Raw genomic sequence first — 16,993 nt, forward strand, 5'->3', positions numbered from 1 at the left:
GATGGCCGAAGACCGGCTGCTGCGGGTGCGCACGCTCCTCGACTCCGTGCGCGCCGGGGGTCGCGCCGCGCTCACCGCGCCGGAGGGCAAGGTGATCGCCGACGCGTACGGGATCGCCGTACCGGGCGAGGAACTGGCGAGGGACGTCGACGAGGCGGTGGCGTACGCGGCGCGCTTCGGCGGGCCCGTCGTGATGAAGATCGTGTCCCCGGACATCCTGCACAAGACGGATGCCGGCGGTGTCGTCGTCGGCGTCGAGGGCGCGGCGGACGTGCGCGCCGCCTTCCACCGGATCGTCGAGAACGCGAAGGCCTACGACCCCCAGGCCCGCGTCGAGGGCGTCCAGGTACAGGAACTGCTCCCCCAGGGGCAGGAGGTCATCGTCGGCGCGGTGACCGACCCGACCTTCGGCAAGGTGGTGGCCTTCGGGCTCGGCGGTGTACTGGTCGAGGTCCTCAAGGACGTCACCTTCCGGCTCGCCCCCCTGAGCGCCGACGAGGCGCTGTCCATGCTGGACTCCATCCGGGCGGCCGAGATCCTGCGCGGGGTGCGTGGCGCGCCGCCGGTGGACCGGTGGGCGATCGCCGAGCAGATCCGCCGCGTCTCCGAACTCGTCTCGGACTTCCCGGAGATAGCCGAGGTCGACCTCAACCCGGTGATCGCCACCCCGGAGGGCGCCGTCGCCGCGGACATCCGGGTGATCCTCGCCGAGTCGCTCCCCAAAGAGCGCCGCAAGTACACCCGCGCGGAGATCCTCACCTCGATGCGCCGGCTGATGCAGCCCTCCTCGGTGGCGGTGATCGGCGCGTCCAACGAGCAGGGCAAGATCGGGAACTCGGTGATGCGCAACCTCGTGGACGGCGGCTTCGCCGGCGAGATCCACCCCGTGAACCCCAAGGCCGATGACATCCTGGGCCGCAAGGCGTACAAGAGTGTCACGGACGTTCCCGGTGAGGTGGACGTGGCGGTCTTCGCGATCCCCGCCAAGTTCGTGGCCGCGGCCCTGGAGGAGGTGGGACGCAAGGGTGTCCCCAACGCCGTGCTGATCCCCTCCGGGTTCGCGGAGACCGGTGAACAGGCGCTCCAGGACGAGATCGTGGCCATCGCCGAGCGGCACGGCGTCCGGCTGCTCGGGCCGAACATCTACGGCTACTACTCGACGTGGCAGGACCTCTGCGCCACGTTCTGCACGCCGTACGACGTCAAGGGCGGTGTCGCGCTGACCTCGCAGTCCGGCGGCATCGGCATGGCCATCCTGGGTTTCGCGCGCACCACGAGGACGGGCGTCTCCGCGATCGTCGGGCTCGGCAACAAGTCGGACCTGGACGAGGACGACCTGCTGACCTGGTTCGGCGAGGACCCGCACACCGAGTGCATCGCGATGCACCTGGAGGACCTCAAGGACGGCCGCGCCTTCGTGGAGGCCGCTCGGGCGACGGTCCCCAGGAAGCCGGTCGTGGTCCTGAAGGCGGGCCGCACCGCCGCCGGGGCGAAGGCCGCCGGTTCGCACACGGGCGCGCTCGCGGGCGACGACGCCGTGTACGAGGACATCCTGAAGCAGGCCGGCGTCATCAGGGCTCCCGGGCTGCGCGACATGCTGGAGTACGCGCGCGGACTGCCGGTGCTGCCCACCCCCCAGGGCGACAACGTGGTGATCATCACGGGCGCGGGCGGCAGCGGCGTCCTCCTCTCCGACGCCGTGACGGACAACGGCCTGACCCTGATGGAGATCCCGCCGGACCTGGACGCGTCCTTCAGGGCGTTCATCCCGCCCTTCGGAGCCGCGGGCAACCCGGTCGACATCACGGGCGGCGAGCCGCCGTCGACGTACGAGGCGACGATCCGGCTGGGCCTGGAGGATCCGCGCGTCCACGCCCTGGTCCTCGGCTACTGGCACACCATCGTCACCCCTCCCATGGTCTTCGCCGAGCTCACCGCGCGCGTGGTGGCCGAGTTCCGGGAACGGGGCGTCGAGAAGCCGGTGGTGGCGTCGCTCGCGGGCGACGTCGAGGTCGAGGAGGCCTGCCAGTACCTGTACGAGCGGGGGGTCGTGGCGTACCCGTACACGACCGAGACGCCGGTGGCGGTCCTGGGCGCCAAGTACCGCTGGGCGCGCGCGGCAGGCCTGTTGGGGGGCGGTTCATGAGGTGACCCAGGGCGGGAGCGGCCGACGGTGCGCGTCGGCCGCCCCCAGGACCCGTGCGCACACGAAAGGCATTTGGACAGGGGGCGCTGGCCAGATCTTTCGACGCAAGGGGTGCTGAACCGACATGACGACCACCGACCTATCGACATCCGTCCCCTACAGGGAGGTGACGGATCGCAACGGCCGCCTGTACCGCATCGGTGAGACCGACCGGGACATCATGGGGCGACCACGCTGGACCATGGTCCTCTTCCCCTGGATGGGGATGCTGGGCATCAGTTCCTCGGAGTACGCGTTCACCTCCGCCGAGGACACCCTGCACGACGCCCACCTGTGGAGCAGTGGGCACATCTTCTGGCTGATGGGCGTCTGGATCTTCTTCCAGGCGGCCGTGGCCTTCCCCGCCGGCCAACTGCGGGAGAGCGGACGGCTGCCCGCGCGGTACGCCATGATGCTCGGCGCGCTGGGCACGGTGCTGGGCTACATCTCGCTGGCGTTCGCACCGCACGTGATCGTCGCGTACCTCGGCTTCGGGATGTTCAGCGGCATCGGCGCCGGCCTTGTCTACGCGACCTGCGTGAACATGGTCGGCAAGTGGTTCCCGGAACGCAAGGGCGGCAAGACCGGCCTGGTCAACGGCGGTTTCGCCTACGGCTCGGTGCCCTTCGTCTTCCTGTTCACCTCGTACATGGACCTGGGCAACTACCGGACCGTCCTGGTGATGGTGGGCCTGGTCTGCTGCTCCGTGGTCGCGTTCGCGGGCTGGTTCTTCAAGGACCCGCCCAAGGGCTGGTGGCCGCCGCACGTGGACCCGCTGAAGGTGTCGTCCGACCCCAGGATCCGGCGGGCGCTGGAGAAGAACCCGCCGGCGGTGAAGCAGTACACCCCGAAGGAGGCCGCCCGCACACCCGTCCTGTGGATGATGTGGTTCTGTCTGCTGTGCACCGCGGGGATCAACATCTTCGGCATCGCCTTCCAGGTGCCGTTCGGCAAGGACATGGGGTTCGCGGGCGGGATCGTGGCCACCGCGATGTCCCTGAAGGCCATCGTCAACGGCACCGGCCGTGGGGTGATCGGCTGGATCTCCGACCGCTTCGGGCGCCGCAACACGCTGATCATCGTCTGTCTGGTGCTGGGCTCCGCGCAGTTCGGCGTGCTGGTCTCGGGCCAGATGGGCAGCATGCCGTTCTTCCTGTTCTGCTCCATGGTCTCCGGCTTCGGCGGCGGCGCGATCTTCCCGCTCTTCGCGGCCATGACGGCGGACTACTTCGGCGAGAACAACAACGCCTCCAACTACGGGATGGTCTACAGCTCGAAGCTGATCTCGGGCCTGGTGGGCTCCGGCATGGGCGCGGTCGTCGTCGGCGCGTGGGACTACCACGGCGCCTTCGTGCTCGCGGGCTCCATCGGCCTGGCCTCCGCCGTACTGGCGCTGTTCCTGAAATCACCGGGCACCCCCAAGGCCCGGAGCATCGTCCCCAACCCGCAACCGCTCGGCGAGGAGATGGCGTGACATGACGGCGGACCCCATCGCCACCGAGGGCGCGTCGGCCGAAACCGGCGCCCCGAACCGCTCGTACCGCGAAGTCACCGACTCCCGGGGCCGGGTCTACCGGATCGGCGAGACGGACCGGGACATCCTGGGCCACTCACGCAAGTTCATGGTGTACCTGCCGTGGATCGCCATGATGGCCATCAGCGTCTTCGAGTACGCGTACGGCTCGGCGGAGGACACCCTGTCCCACGCGCACGGCTGGACGCAGAGCAACACCTTCTGGATCCTGAGCGTCTGGGTCTTCTTCCAGGCCGGCATAGCCTTCCCGGCGGGCTGGATGCGGGAGAAGGGCATTCTCACCGCCCGCAGGGCCATGTACACCGGCGCGTTCATGTGCGTGCTCGGCTTCCTCGCCCTGTCGCACCTGAGCAACGTGCTGCTGGCCATCCTGGGCTTCGGTGTCATCGGCGGCATCGGCTCGGGCCTGGTGTACGCGACGTGCATCAACATGGTCGGCAAGTGGTTCCCCGAACGGCGTGGCGCCAGGACGGGCTTCGTCAACGGCGGATTCGCCTACGGCTCGCTGCCCTTCATCTTCATCTTCAACTACGCCTTCGACACCGGGAACTACCATCGCGTGCTCGACCTCATCGGGTGCTACGTGATGATCGTCGTGCTGTCCTGCGCGTTCTTCTTCAAGGACCCGCCGAAGAACTGGTGGCCGGCGGACATCGACCCGCTGACCCACGGCGGCGACACCAAGACCGCGGCGAGCCTCGCCAAGAACCCTCCCGCGGTGAAGCAGTACACACCGAAGGAGGCGGTCAGGACGGGCGTGCTCCCCCTGATGTGGATCACTCTGGTGATGACCGCGGGTGTGTCCATCTTCGGGATCTCCTTCCAGGTCGACTTCGCCAAGGAGGTGGGCTTCGGTCCTCTGGTGGCGGCGTCCTCGATGGGCATCATGGCCGTCATCAACGGCATCGGCCGCGCCGTGGTGGGCTGGCTGTCCGACACCTGGGGCCGCAAGCCGACCCTGGTGTTCGTCATCGTCGTCCTGGGGCTCGCGCAGTTCGGCGTGATCTGGGCCGGGAACGTCAGGAGCGAGTGGCTCTTCCTGTTCTTCGCCTTCCTCTCCGGGTTCGGCGGCGGTGCGTTCTACCCGATGTTCGCGGCTCTGACCCCGGACTACTTCGGCGAGAACTACAACGCCACCAACTACGGCCTGGTGTACAGCGGCAAGCTGGTCAGCGGTCTGTTCGGCGGCGGACTCGGCTCGATGGTGGTCGCCGCCTGGGGCTACGACGGCGCGTACGCGCTGGCCGGCGGCATCTCGATGGCGGCGGCGGCGATCGCGCTGCTGCTGAAACAGCCGGGACGCGACGGCGGGGTGAGCGGGACCCCGCAGCCGGCCGGCTGACACAACGGGACCGCACCGAGCGGTACTCGCGTGGTCGTACGGACATCAGGCGGCCCTCCCCACGTGGCGCGTGTGGGGAGGGCCGCCTGACGTGGCGCAGCGGGTCTAGTGCCGCCTCTCGCGGAGGGCGGCGAGACGGTCGTGGCCGATCTTCGCGTGCCGCAGTGACTGCCCGGGGTCCGTGGCACTCGGGGCGTTGTCCTGCTCGACCATCGGGTTGTGGTAACTCCGGTCGCCGACACGGGAGAAGAACGTGGTGTAGTCGATGACGCCGGTGCCGAAGGGCACCATGTCGTACCCCATGCCGTTCGTGGTGTTGACGACGCCGTCCTTGGCGTGGAAGAGCGGGTAGCGCTTGTTGTTGCGGACGACGAGCCCCGCGGGGTCGAAGACCTTCTCCCGGGTGGACCCGTCGTGGGCGGTGTACGTGCGGAACTTGTACTGGGCCACGTGCGCCCAGAAGATGTCCATCTCCAGCCAGACCACCTTCGGGTCGGTGACCTTCAGGAAGTACTCCAGTTTGCGGATGCCCGAACCGCGGGTCGGCCGGCCCTGGTCGTCCAGCGGCCCCCCGTCGAGCAGGAAGCCGTACGCCGCGTCGTGGTTGTGGGTGTACAGCTTGAGACCGGCGCGGCGGGCGATCCCGCCGAGCGCGTTCCACTTGTCCGCGGCGACGTCCCAGTCGGCCCGGTAGGCGCTGCCGGTGGGGTCGCCGCCGGTACCCACGTGAGCCATGCCGAGGATGTTGGCGATCTCCAGGTGTTTCTTGAAGGTGTCCAGGTCGGGTGTGGTCAGCGGCCAGGACGACGGTATGAATCCGTGGTTGCCCTGGGCCCGCAGCCCGTAGTCGTCGAGCCAGGAGCGCAACAGCCTGGCGCCCTCCACGGACTCCAGGTTCGCCCCGCCGGGGGCGTTGGCGTGCTGGCCGTACCCGGCGAACTCCACCTGCCGGTAGCCGTAGCGCGAGAGCTGCTTGAAGACCTCGCGGAAGCCGGAGGGCAGGTCGGTGGAGAGCGGGTCACGGCCCGTCGCGTCACGGACGGTGTAGAGGATGATGCCGCGCCGGTTCGCGGGCACGAGGACGTCACCGCCGTGGCCGTGGCCGTGGTCGTGGCCTCTGCCCCGGTCGTGGGCGAGGGCGGGGGACGCGCCGAGGACGGGGGCGGCGATCGCCGCGGTCGCGGCGGCGGTGCAGGTGCTGAGGAAGCGGCGGCGGTTGAGTCCGAGCGTGCGACGCAGGGCGTCGCCGACTGCGGGTTCGTCGTTGAACGCGGTCACGGTTTCCCTCTTTCGGGTCGGTGTTCAGCGGTGCCGGGTGCCGGAGCATGTGCTGCCAGGGCGCGGGCCGGGGGCGTGCCGGACAGGTGCGGGGAGGCGCGGCGGACGCGCGGCGAGGCGCGCGGCGAGGCGCGCGGCGGGATGCGCGGCGGGATGCGTTGTCAGTGGCGCGTGTTTCACTGTCCGTAGTCGCTCGCCGGGCCGCGTCACGCGAGACCGGCCAGGCCGAGCAGCAGGGATTTCACTTCGGTGGCCGCGATGCGGCCGGTTTTGGTGCGGGGGTGGAGCAGATGAGGAGCGGACCTTCGTCGTCGCTCGCGGGAAGGCGGCCGTGGCTGCCGCGAAGAGCCGAGGGGTCGAGGGGCACGACCGCCATGCGGTAGCGCAGTCCCAGCTTCTTGCGGGCCGGCGCCGTGGCGGCCTTCACCTTCACGTAGGCGTCGAGGGGGTCCGTGAACGGTTCGGCCGGGTCGTAGCCGGGTTTGCGGTGGATCTCGACGAGCCGCGCGAAGTCGGGGGCGCGGGCGTCGTCGAGCCAGTAGTAGTACGTGAACCAGGCGTCCGGTTCGGCGACGGCGACGAGTTCGCCGGAGCGGGGATGGTCGAGGTGGTGGGCCTTCTTGCCCTCGTCGTCGAGGAGCCGCTCGATGCCGGCCAGGCCGGCGAGCGCGGCCCTGGTGGCGTCCAGGTCCTCGGGCCGGCGCACGTAGACGTGGGCGATCTGGTGGTCGGCGACCGCGAAGGCGCGGGAGGCCATCGGGTCGAGGTACTCCATGCCGTCCTGGGTGTGCGTGTGAACCGTGTGCCGCGGCCGGGCCGCGGTGGGCGGCGTTCGCCGGCTGGGACGGACGCCGCCCGCCGCGGGGCTAGTCGTTGCCGCCGAACGCCGCGTCGAAGGAGGCCGACGGCGGCTCGAAGTCGTACGCCCTGAGGCGGGTCAGGGCCTCGGGTGCGCCCTGGAGCCGGTCCATTCCGGCGTCCTCCCACTCGACCGAGACGGGACCCGAGTAGTCGATGGAGCGCAGCATGCGGAAGACGTCCTCCCAGGGCACGTCGCCGTGGCCCGCGGAGACGAAGTCCCAGCCGCGGCGCGGGTCCCCCCAGGGCAGGTGCGATCCGAGGCGGCCGTTGCGTCCGTCGAGCCGCTTGCGGGCCTCCTTGCAGTCGACGTGGTAGATGCGGTCGCGGAAGTCGTAGAGGAAACCGACCGGGTCGAGGTCCTGCCACACGAAGTGCGAGGGGTCGAAGTTCAGCCCGAACGCGGGCCGGTGGCCGACCGCCTTCAGGGCCTCGTGGGTGGTCCAGTAGTCGTAGGCGATCTCGCTGGGGTGGACCTCGTGCGCGAACCGGACGCCCTGCGCGTCGAAGACGTCCAGGATCGGGTTCCAGCGTGTCGCGAAGTCCTCGTAGCCGCGTGCGATCATCGATTCGGGTGCGGGCGGGAACATGGCGACCAGGTGCCAGATGGCCGAGCCCGTGAAGCCGATGACGGTGTCGACCCCGAGGGCCGCGGCGGCCCGCGCGGTGTCGGCGATCTCGGCGGCGGCCCGTCGCCGTACGCCTTCGGGTTCGCCGTCGCCCCAGATGCGGGCGGGCAGGATGGCCCGGTGGCGTTCGTCGATGATGGCGTCGCAGACGGCCTGGCCGACCAGGTGGTTGGAGATCGCCCAGCACTTCAGGCCGTACTTGTCGAGGAGTGCGTGCCGGGACTCGATGTAGGTGGGGTCGGCGAGCGCCTTGTCGACCTCGAAGTGGTCGCCCCAGCAGGCGAGTTCGAGTCCGTCGTAGCCGAAGTCCCGGGCGAGCCGGCAGACCTCTTCGAGCGGCAGGTCGGCCCACTGGCCGGTGAAGAGTGTGAAGGTGCGCGGCATGGCTAGAGGTCTCCTCGAACCGCTGGGGAGGCGGCAGTCACGGGTGTGACGGCCACGGGGGTGTAGACGGAGTTCTTCTCGGCGCTCTCCTCGACCGCCGCGAGGACGCGCTGTACCTGTAGGCCGTCCGCGAAGGACGGCACGGGCCGCCGGCCGGCCGCCACCGCTCGCACCAGGTCGTGGGCCTGGTGGGTGAAGGTGTGTTCGTAGCCGAGGCCGTGGCCCGGCGGCCACCACGCGTCCAGGTAGGGGTGGTCGGGTTCGGTGACGAGGATGCGGCGGAAGCCGGCGTGGGTGCCGGGCTCGGTGTGGTCGTGGTACGAGAGTTCGTTGAGCCGTTCCAGGTCGAAGGCCAACGAGCCGCGCTCGCCGTTGAGTTCGATGCGCAGGGCGTTCTTGCGTCCGGTCGCGAACCGGGACGCCTCGAAGGAGGCGAGGGCGCCGGAGGCGAAGCGGCCGGTGAAGAGGGCGGCGTCGTCGACGGTCACGATGCCGAGGCCGGCCCGGTCGGACACGGTTGACAGACCGCTCGACGCGGCGGCGGGGAGCGGCCGCTGCCGTACGAAGGTCTCGGTGAGCGCGGAGACCCCGATGACCGGTTCGCCCGCCAGGTACTGGGCGAGGTCGATGATGTGCGCCCCGAGGTCGCCGAGCGCGCCGGACCCCGCACGTTCTCTGCGCAGTCGCCAGGTGAGCGGGAACTCCGGGTCCACCAGCCAGTCCTGGAGGTACGTCACCCGTACGTGCCGCAGGGTGCCCAGTCGCCCTTCGCCGACCATGGTCCGGGCCAGCGAGGTCGCGGGCAGCCGACGGTAGTTGAAGCCGACCATGGCCACCTGGCCGCGGGCGGCGGCTGCTTCGGCGGCCGCCGTCATCGCTTCCGCCTCCTCGACGGTGTTGGCGAGCGGCTTCTCGCACAGCACGTGCTTGCCGGCGGCGAGGGCGGCGAGCGCGATCTCGGCGTGGCTGTCGCCGGGGGTGCAGATGTCGACGAGGTCGACGTCGTCACGGGCGATCAGCGCACGCCAGTCGGTCTCGGCCGCCGCCCAGCCGTGCCGGTCGGCCATGGCGCGGACGCCTTCCGCGTCACGGCCGCAGACGGCGGCGAGGACCGGGCGGCGCGGCAGGTCGAAGACGCGGCCCACGGTGCGCCAGCCCTGGGAGTGGGCGGCGCCCATGAACGCGTACCCGACCATGCCCACGCCGAGCACCGGCTTGTCGGCCTCCCGCACCCCGGACCCCCGTACCGGGGTGCTCGTGGCCGCCGTCCCCCGCACCGGGGTCTCCCCCGGTGCGGCCTCCCTCTCGGCCGCCGCCTCGCTCACGGCGACGTCCCCCGCGGGTGCCGCCGCCCCGGCCTGATCCACTCGGGCCGCCTCCGCCCCGGCCTGCTCGCGCTGGTGCGGCTCTCCCATACGGATGTCCTCCTCGTCGTGACGCTGTGGGGGATGTGGGCGCGGCGGATCACTTGAAGCCGGTGGACATGTACTGACCGACGTTGTCCTTGTCGACGACGGCGGAGTAGAGGGTGAGCGAGGCCGGGATCTCGAACTCGGCGAGGCCGCCCACCCCCTTGCCCTGACCGAGCGCTCGGGCCAGGTCGATCGCGGACGCAGCCATGGTCGGCGGGTACAGGACGGTGGCCTTCAGGACGCTGTTGCCGGCCTCGATGGCCTGGAAGGCGGAGAGCGCGCCCGCGCCGCCCACCATCAGGAAGTCGCTGCGGCCGGCCTGGTCGATCGCGCGCAGCGCGCCCACACCCTGATCGTCGTCGTGGTTCCACAGGGCGTCGAACTTGGGCTGTGCCTGGAGGAGTTGGGACATCTTGGCCTGACCGGACTCGACGGTGAACTCGGCGGCCTGGCGGGCGACCTTCTTGATGTTCGGGTAGTTCTTCAGGGCCGCGTCGAAGCCCTGGGTCCGCTGCTTGGTCAGCTCCAGGTTGTCGAGCCCGGCGAGTTCGATGACCCGGGCACCCTGTTTGTCCTTGAGCTGCTCGCCGATGTAGTGACCGGCGCTCAGGCCCATGCCGTAGTTGTCGCCGCCGATCCAGCAGCGGTACGCCTGGGGGGAGTTGAAGATCCGGTCGAGGTTGACGACGGGAATGCCGGCGCGCATCGCCTTGAGTCCGACCTGGGTGAGCGCCTTGCCGTCGGCGGGCAGCACCACCAGGACGTCGACCTTCTTGTTGATCAGTGTCTCGATCTGGCCGATCTGCGCGGCGGTGTCGTTGGAGCCCTCGGTGATCTCCAGGGTCACGTCCGCGTACTTCTTCGCGCGGTTCTTCGCGTTGTCGTTGATCGCGTTGAGCCAGCCGTGGTCGGCCTGCGGGCCCGCGAAGCCGATGGTGACGTGCTTGCCGGGCTTGTCGTCGGCGGCCGGCCGGTCGTTCGAGGCCGGCTTCTCGTCCTTGGTGTCGTTGCTGGTGCAGCCGGTCAGGAGGGCGCCGGCCGAGACGGCGGCGGTCCCGAGGAGCAGTCCTCGGCGGCTGGTGACGTGCGTGGGTGCTGGCATGGCGGTGAACCCTTCCCGTGTCAGGTCGTGCTTGCGGTGCGCCGCTGGACCAGGACCGCGGCGACGATGATCGCGCCCTTGGCGATCTGCTGGACGTCGCTCTGCAGGTTGTTCAGCGCGAAGATGTTGGTGATCGTGGTGAAGATCAGTACGCCGAGCACGGAGCCGGTGATGGTGCCGCGGCCGCCGCTCAGCAGCGTGCCGCCGATGATCGCGGCCGCGATGGCGTCGAGTTCGTACAGGTTGCCGTTGGTGTTCTGGCCCGAGCCCGACAGGATGATCAGCAGGAAGGCCGCTATGCCGCAGCACAGTCCGGAGAGCAGGTAGAGGTACAGCCGCTGACGTCGTACGTCGATGCCGGCGAGCCGGGCGGCCTCCGCGTTGCCGCCGACGGCGACCGTGCGGCGGCCGAAGGTGGTGCGGTTGAGGATCAGCCAGCCGATGACCGTGACGACGGCGAAGACCAGCACCAGCGGGGGAACGCCCAGTACGTACGAGTCGCGTTCGCCGAGATTCAGGATCGCGTCGACGCTGACGATCTGGGTCCTGCCGTCGGTGATCTGGAGCGCGAGACCGCGGGCCGAGGCGAGCATGGCGAGGGTCGCGATGAACGGCACCATGCCGCCGTACGCGATGAGCAGACCGTTGACCAGGCCGCAGCCCACACCGACCAGCACCGCGGTGAAGAGGATGCCCGCGAAGCCGTACTCCTGGGTGGCCACCGTGGTCGCCCACACCGAGGAGAGCGCGACGATCGCGCCGACCGACAGGTCGATGCCGCCCGAGGTGATCACGAAGGTCATGCCGACGGTGACCACGCCGATCACCGAGGCCTGGGTGAGGACGAGTTGGAGGTTACGGGTGTCGAGGAACTCGTCGGGCTTGGTGATGCCGCCGATGACGATCAGGGCGACGAGCACGCCGAGGAGAGAGAGGGTGCGCACGTCGGCGCGGGCGCCGAGCGTGCGCCAGGCGGGGAGTTCACCCATCGGTGGCACCTTGCCGGTGCTGCCCCGGGGCGGGGACACGGGCTGCGTCATGATGCCGGACTTCCTTCCATGACGAGGTCGAGTACACGGTGTTCGTCGAGCTCCCCGGCGGGGGCGGTGTGCACGACCCGGCCCTCGCGCAGCACCAGCACACGGTCGGCGAGCCCCAGCACCTCGGGCACCTCGCTCGACACCAGCAGGACGGCCAGGCCCTCGTCGGCGAGACGGCGGACGACCGCGTACAGCTCGGCACGCGCGCCGACGTCGACACCGCGGGTCGGCTCGTCGAGGAGCAGCACCCGGCAGCCGCGCAGCAGCCAGCGCGCCAGGACCGCCTTCTGCTGGTTGCCGCCGGACAGGGTGCGGACCGGGGCCGAGGGGTTGTCGGGGCGCAGCGACAGTTCACGGGTCGCCGCACGCGCCGCTCCCCGTTCCGCTCCCCGGTCGATCCAGCCCCCGCGGGCGAAGCGGGACATGGAGGACACGGAGACGTTGCGGGTGACGGACTCCAGCATCAGCAGGGCCTGTGCCTTGCGCTCCTCGGGGGCGAGCCCGAGTCCGGCGCGGACGGCGGCGCGGACGCTGCCGGGCCGCAACGGCCTTCCGTCCACGTGGACCTGGCCGCCGGTCGGCCTGCGCGCGCCGTAGATCGTCTCCAGGATCTCGGAGCGTCCGGAGCCGACGAGCCCGGCCAGGCCGACGATCTCGCCGGGGCGCACGTCGAGGTCCAGCGGCGCGAACTCGCCCGCGCGGGCGAGTCCCCGGACCCGCAGCACGGGTTCTGCCGTGGGCTGCCGCGTGGGCCGGTCCGGGAAGACGTATTCGACGTTGCGTCCCGTCATCAGTGCGACGACCTCGCGGGTCGGCGTGGACTTCGCGGGCAGTCCGACCGCCACCGCCCGGCCGTCCTTGAGCACGGTCACGCGGTCGCCGATGCGGCGGATCTCCTCCAGCCGGTGCGAGATGTAGACGACGGCGACGCCGTCCGCGGTGAGGCCGGCGACGATACGGAAGAGGTTGTCGACCTCGTCGGGGTCCAGCGCCGCGGACGGCTCGTCCATGACGATGAGGCGTACCTCGTGGGAGAGCGCCCGTGCCATGGAGACGATCTGCCGCTGCGCGGCGGAGAGTTCGCCGACGAGCCGGGCCGGATCGATCTCGGGGTGTCCGAGCCGTTCGAGGAGAGCGGCCGTGGACGCGCGCGCCGCCTTTCCCCGGACGACGAATCCGGCCGAGGTGGGTTCGTGTCCGAGGTGGACGTTCTCGGCCACCGACAGGCCCTCCACCAGGTCGAGTTCCTGGTAGATGGTGGCGATGCCGAGGCGCATGGCCGCGATCGGGGAGCGGAGCGCCACGGGCTCGCCGCGCCAGCCGATCGTGCCGTCGTCGGGCTGGTGCGCGCCGGACAGCACCTTGATGAGGGTGGACTTCCCGGCCCCGTTCTGGCCGAGCAGACAGTGGACCTCGCCGACCTGTACGTCCAGGTCGACGCCGTCGAGGGCGCGGACGCCGGGGAAGGACTTGGTGATGCCGGACATGGTGAGCAGCGGTGGTTCTGGTGCCATGGCGGTTCCCCTTGGCGGGCGTGCGGGCCGGTTTCAGGGCAGGGCGGAGCAGCGCGGAGAGCGGGGCGGAGTGGAGTGGAGCGGCGACGGCGGAACACGTGGCGCGGGTGCGGATGCGGTCTCGGGTACGGCTGTGGTGCGCTTACGGGTGCGGGTGCGCTTGCGGGTGGTGCGGGTTCACTCAGGTGCGGGTGCGCTTGCGGGTGGTGCGGGTGCGCTCAAGTACGGCTGCGGGTGCGGCTACGCGGGCGAGAAGAGGTGATCGCTGATGAGGCGGGCCGCGCCGATGACTCCGGCGGTGGGGCCCAACTCCCCCAGGACGATGGGCAGATTGCCCGTGGCGAGTGGCAGCGACTGGCGGTAGACCTGGGTTCGGATCGCGGCGAGCAGGGTGTGGCCGAGGCCTGTCACCCCACCGCCGATCACCACCAGGCCCGGATTGAAGAAGCTGACGAGAGCGGCGATGACCTGGCCGGTGCGGTTGCCGCCCTCACGGATCAGGTCGAGGGCGGTGGCGTCGCCGGCCGCGGCCGCCGCGGCGACATCGACGGCGGTGAGCGTGCCGGCCGCCTCCAGCCGGGCGGCGAGTTCCACCGAGAGTCCCTGCTGGGCGGCGTCCGTGGCGTCCCGGGCGAGTGCGGCGCCGCTGAAGTGGGCCTCCAGGCAGCCGCGGTTCCCGCAGGCGCACGGGCGGCCGTCCGGCACCGCCTGGATGTGCCCGATGTCGCCCGCGCTGCCCGTCGTCCCGCGGTAGACCTCTCCGCCGACGACGATGCCGCAGCCGATACCGGTGCCGATCTTGACGCAGAGGAAGTCGCCCACGGAGCGTGCGACGCCCGCGTGCTGCTCCCCCATCGCCATCAGGTTCACGTCGTTGTCGACCATCACGGGGCAGCCGAGATCCTGGCTGAGCGCCTCGCGGACCGGGAACCCGTCCCAGCCCGGCATGATCGGCGGGGCCACCGGGACGCCCTCCGGGAAGCGGACCGGACCCGGGACGCCGATCCCGGCGCCGTCGAATCCCTCCGCGAGTCCGGAGGACCTCAGTTTGGCCGCCATGGCGAGTACCTGCTCGAACACGGCGACCGGGCCCTCACGGACGTCCATGGGCTGGTTGAGGTGCCCGAGCACCTCCAGTTCGGCGTTGGTGACCGCCACGTCGATCGAGGTCGCCCCGATGTCGACGCCGAGGAAGCGCAGCGCCGGGGCGAGCCGGATGTTGTGGGAGCGGCGGCCGCCGCGGGACGCGGCGAGTCCGTCGGCGACGACGAGCCCGGTCTCCAGGAGCCGTTCCACCTCGACGGCCAGCTTCGACCGAGAGAGGTCGACCTGATCACCCAGTTGGGCACGGGAGTTGGGGCCGCCGTCTCGCAACAGGCGCAGCAGTCGCGCCTGGTGCGCGTTCGCGGGTCGAGCCGTCATACGTCTCACGAGCCCCTCCCCGCCTCGATCGGCCTGTGTCCAACGGGATTTGGCCACATCGCCGTGGCTTGCTTTCGAGGGGAACGTAGCAGCGGCTGCCGGGAGTGGGAAGAAGTAGCGCAGAGATTGCCGTCAACTTTCTCCACTGAGAGGACAAAGCACGGGGCGTACGGGACGCACAGGTGTCCCGGGGGGGCGGCGTTCCGGGCCGGTACCGGGGTCCGGGCGGCCGGTGGGCGGGCTCCGGGCCGGTACCGGTGGGCGGGCGGCCGGTGGGCGGGCTCCGGGCCGGTACCGGTGGGCGGGCTACTTCTCGCGCTCGTGGTACGTCTTGCGCGTGTGCTCGGTGTGTTCGCGCATGACCTGGGTGGCGCGGGGTTCGTCGCGGTCGGCGATGGCCGCGATGAGGTCGCGGTGCTCGATCCAGGACTGTCCGCCACGCTGCCGGGCGACCGGCGTGTAGTACCAGCGCACCCGCCGGTCGACCTGGGCGGCCAGTTCCGCGAGGACGGTGTTCCCGGCCAGCTCCATGACCTTCGTGTGGAAACGGGCGTTGATCGCGACCGCGCCGTCCACGTCGTCGGCGGCGACCGCGCGCTCGCCCTCGGCGCACAGCTCCTCCAGGGCGGTGATGCCGGCGGAGCCCGCGTTGGCGGCGGCGAGCCGGGCGGCCTCGGCCTCCAGGAGCGTGCGGACCGTGAGGAGTTGATCGGCCTCCTCCTCCGTCGGCTCGTGCACGAACGCGCCCTGGGCGGGCCGCAGATCGACCCACCCCTCGGTGTTCAGCCGCTGCAGCGCCTCGCGTACGGGCTGCCGGGAGACACCGAGGTGCCCGGCGAGTTCACTCTCGACCAGGTGCTGGCCCGGCTGGAGGGCGCGTGTCGTGATGAGTTCGAGCAGCGCCTCGTAGACACGGTCACGCAGCGGGCCGGGCCGCTCGAGCCTGGGCACCGCCCCCTGCGGCAGTCCTGTCGACAACATCGCGGTCCCCCTCCTGGGCAGCGGTGGACACAGCGGCCGGAACGTCGCCGTCCCACAGACGCCTCCGTCCGGGAAACGTCCTCGTCGCCTGAACGTCCGCGTCACCGGAACGTCTCCGTCGCCGGATGCCGCGGCCACCGGTGAGCCAGATTCTTCGGAAAGCCAGTATCAATTGTCTTTCGTCTACAGTCTACGCCGCGCAAAAACCAGGGGGTGAGGTGGTAGCGCGCGTCACATCGGCCCTCCGCCGCAGGTCACGGCGTTCAGGGACAGCGGATGACCTGACCCGCGTAGGACAGGTTGCCGCCGAAGCCGAAGAGCAGTACGGGGTCGCCGGTGCCGAGCTCACCGCGTTCGACGAGCTTCGAGAGGGCGAGCGGGATGCTGGCGGCGGAGGTGTTCCCGGAGTCCACGACGTCGCGCGCGACCACCGCGTTCACGGCGCCGATCTTCTGCGCGAGGGGCTCGATGATGCGCAGGTTCGCCTGGTGCAGGACGACGCCGGCGAGCTCCTCGGGGGTCAGTCCGGCCCGTTCGCAGGCCTGGCGCGCGATCGCCGGGAGCCGGGTGGTCGCCCAGCGGTAGACACTCTGTCCCTCCTGCGCGAACCGCGCCGGGGTGCCCTCGATGCGTACGGCGTTCCCCATCTCGGGCACCGAGCCCCACAGCACCGGGCCGATCCCCGGTTCGTCGCCCGGCGCCGCGGCCTCGACCACGGCGGCCCCCGCGCCGTCCCCGACCAGGACGCAGGTCGTCCGGTCGGTCCAGTCCGCGACGTCCGACATCTTGTCCGCGCCGATGACCAGGGCCCGGGTCGCCGCCCCCGCGCGCACGGCGTGGTCGGCCGTGGCGAGCGCGTGGGTGAAGCCCGCGCAGACCACGTTGACGTCCATCGCCGCGGGAGACGGGATGCCGAGGCGGTGCGCGACCCGGGCGGCCATGTTCGGGGAGCGGTCGACGGCCGTCGAGGTGGCGACCAGCACGAGGTCGATGTCGCCCGGGGTCATCCCGGCGGCCGCGAGCGCCTTGGCGGCGGCGTGCCCGGCCAGCTCGTCGACGGGTTCGTCGGGTCCGGCGATGTGGCGCGTACGGATGCCCACCCGGCTCTTGATCCACTCGTCACTGGTGTCGACCAGGCCCGCCAGGTCCTCGTTGGTGAGGACCTTGGCGGGCTGGTAGTGGCCGACGGCCGCGATGCGTGAGCCGTTCATGGGGGGTCTCCCTCGTTGCCTTGGGTAGCGAGATCCTCCAGTCTGATCAGTGACCCATGGGTACGACGTCAGGTGATGCCACAGGAAAGCGGCGCCAGGCT

Annotated in this window: 12 protein-coding genes and 1 pseudogene; 3 read left to right on the forward strand and 10 right to left on the reverse strand. The window is 70.7% G+C overall.

Annotated elements, in window-relative coordinates; genetic code table 11:
• Position 1: 1 nt before the first annotated feature.
• The 3 genes from GFH48_RS09090 (at position 2) to GFH48_RS09100 (ending at position 5,061) form a co-directional block, all read left to right on the forward strand.
• The gene (locus GFH48_RS09090) at positions 2-2,146 is read left to right on the forward strand and encodes an acetate--CoA ligase family protein (protein ID WP_153287771.1); all 2,145 of its coding nucleotides are present in this window, start codon (positions 2-4) and stop codon (positions 2,144-2,146) included.
• Positions 2,147-2,270: 124 nt separating this feature from the next.
• Positions 2,271-3,659 carry an OFA family MFS transporter gene (locus GFH48_RS09095; RefSeq protein ID WP_153287772.1) on the forward strand — a complete coding sequence of 463 codons (1,389 nt, stop codon included), beginning with the start codon at positions 2,271-2,273 and terminating at the stop codon, positions 3,657-3,659.
• Position 3,660: 1 nt separating this feature from the next.
• On the forward strand, positions 3,661-5,061 hold the full coding sequence (locus tag GFH48_RS09100) for an OFA family MFS transporter (protein ID WP_194280533.1): 1,401 nt from the start codon (positions 3,661-3,663) through the stop codon (positions 5,059-5,061).
• 105 nt (positions 5,062-5,166) lie between these two features.
• Here GFH48_RS09100 and GFH48_RS09105 read toward each other — a convergent pair whose 3' ends face one another.
• From GFH48_RS09105 to GFH48_RS09150, 10 genes and pseudogenes are all read right to left on the reverse strand, one after another.
• Positions 5,167-6,339, reverse strand: a complete 1,173-nt coding sequence (locus tag GFH48_RS09105) for a sugar phosphate isomerase/epimerase family protein (RefSeq protein ID WP_153287773.1) — start codon at positions 6,337-6,339, stop codon at positions 5,167-5,169.
• A gap of 206 nt (positions 6,340-6,545) precedes the next feature.
• Positions 6,546-7,132 (reverse strand): annotated as a pseudogene (locus GFH48_RS09110) (alkaline phosphatase family protein); the annotation flags it as partial.
• A 73-nt stretch (positions 7,133-7,205) separates the two neighbouring features.
• Positions 7,206-8,210 carry a sugar phosphate isomerase/epimerase family protein gene (locus GFH48_RS09115; RefSeq protein ID WP_153287774.1) on the reverse strand — a complete coding sequence of 335 codons (1,005 nt, stop codon included), beginning with the start codon at positions 8,208-8,210 and terminating at the stop codon, positions 7,206-7,208.
• Between the two features lie 2 nt (positions 8,211-8,212).
• The gene (locus tag GFH48_RS09120; RefSeq protein WP_194280836.1) at positions 8,213-9,406 is read right to left on the reverse strand and encodes a Gfo/Idh/MocA family protein; all 1,194 of its coding nucleotides are present in this window, start codon (positions 9,404-9,406) and stop codon (positions 8,213-8,215) included.
• Between the two features lie 268 nt (positions 9,407-9,674).
• Entirely contained in the window at positions 9,675-10,724 is a 1,050-nt protein-coding gene (locus GFH48_RS09125; RefSeq protein ID WP_153287776.1) for a substrate-binding domain-containing protein, read from the reverse strand.
• Between the two features lie 20 nt (positions 10,725-10,744).
• The gene (locus GFH48_RS09130) at positions 10,745-11,764 is read right to left on the reverse strand and encodes an ABC transporter permease (protein ID WP_153287777.1); all 1,020 of its coding nucleotides are present in this window, start codon (positions 11,762-11,764) and stop codon (positions 10,745-10,747) included.
• Positions 11,761-13,278, reverse strand: a complete 1,518-nt coding sequence (locus tag GFH48_RS09135) for a sugar ABC transporter ATP-binding protein (RefSeq protein WP_153287778.1) — start codon at positions 13,276-13,278, stop codon at positions 11,761-11,763. Before GFH48_RS09135 ends, GFH48_RS09130 begins: the two co-directional genes overlap by 4 nt.
• A gap of 240 nt (positions 13,279-13,518) precedes the next feature.
• Positions 13,519-14,700: an ROK family transcriptional regulator gene (locus GFH48_RS09140; protein ID WP_153287779.1), complete on the reverse strand. Its 1,182-nt coding sequence runs from the start codon at positions 14,698-14,700 to the stop codon at positions 13,519-13,521.
• Positions 14,701-15,006: 306 nt separating this feature from the next.
• Positions 15,007-15,681: a GntR family transcriptional regulator gene (locus GFH48_RS09145; protein WP_153287780.1), complete on the reverse strand. Its 675-nt coding sequence runs from the start codon at positions 15,679-15,681 to the stop codon at positions 15,007-15,009.
• A gap of 263 nt (positions 15,682-15,944) precedes the next feature.
• On the reverse strand, positions 15,945-16,892 hold the full coding sequence (locus tag GFH48_RS09150) for a beta-ketoacyl-ACP synthase III (RefSeq protein ID WP_153287781.1): 948 nt from the start codon (positions 16,890-16,892) through the stop codon (positions 15,945-15,947).
• Between the last annotated feature and the right edge of the window lie 101 nt (positions 16,893-16,993).

The organism is Streptomyces fagopyri (genome assembly GCF_009498275.1).
Classification (GTDB): Bacteria; Actinomycetota; Actinomycetes; order Streptomycetales; family Streptomycetaceae; genus Streptomyces; species Streptomyces fagopyri.

What these genes read in the sequence shown, in the direction of transcription:
- GFH48_RS09140 (WP_153287779.1), bottom strand. Translation starts at nt 14,700, where the DNA reads ATGACGGCTCGACCCGCGAACGCGCACCAGGCGCGACTGCTGCGCCTG.
- GFH48_RS09095 (WP_153287772.1), top strand. Translation starts at nt 2,271, where the DNA reads ATGACGACCACCGACCTATCGACATCCGTCCCCTACAGGGAGGTGACG.
- GFH48_RS09125 (WP_153287776.1), bottom strand. Translation starts at nt 10,724, where the DNA reads ATGCCAGCACCCACGCACGTCACCAGCCGCCGAGGACTGCTCCTCGGG.
- GFH48_RS09130 (WP_153287777.1), bottom strand. Translation starts at nt 11,764, where the DNA reads ATGACGCAGCCCGTGTCCCCGCCCCGGGGCAGCACCGGCAAGGTGCCA.
- GFH48_RS09100 (WP_194280533.1), top strand. Translation starts at nt 3,661, where the DNA reads ATGACGGCGGACCCCATCGCCACCGAGGGCGCGTCGGCCGAAACCGGC.
- GFH48_RS09115 (WP_153287774.1), bottom strand. Translation starts at nt 8,210, where the DNA reads ATGCCGCGCACCTTCACACTCTTCACCGGCCAGTGGGCCGACCTGCCG.
- GFH48_RS09090 (WP_153287771.1), top strand. Translation starts at nt 2, where the DNA reads ATGGCCGAAGACCGGCTGCTGCGGGTGCGCACGCTCCTCGACTCCGTG.
- GFH48_RS09150 (WP_153287781.1), bottom strand. Translation starts at nt 16,892, where the DNA reads ATGAACGGCTCACGCATCGCGGCCGTCGGCCACTACCAGCCCGCCAAG.
- GFH48_RS09135 (WP_153287778.1), bottom strand. Translation starts at nt 13,278, where the DNA reads ATGGCACCAGAACCACCGCTGCTCACCATGTCCGGCATCACCAAGTCC.
- GFH48_RS09145 (WP_153287780.1), bottom strand. Translation starts at nt 15,681, where the DNA reads ATGTTGTCGACAGGACTGCCGCAGGGGGCGGTGCCCAGGCTCGAGCGG.
- GFH48_RS09120 (WP_194280836.1), bottom strand. Translation starts at nt 9,406, where the DNA reads ATGGTCGGGTACGCGTTCATGGGCGCCGCCCACTCCCAGGGCTGGCGC.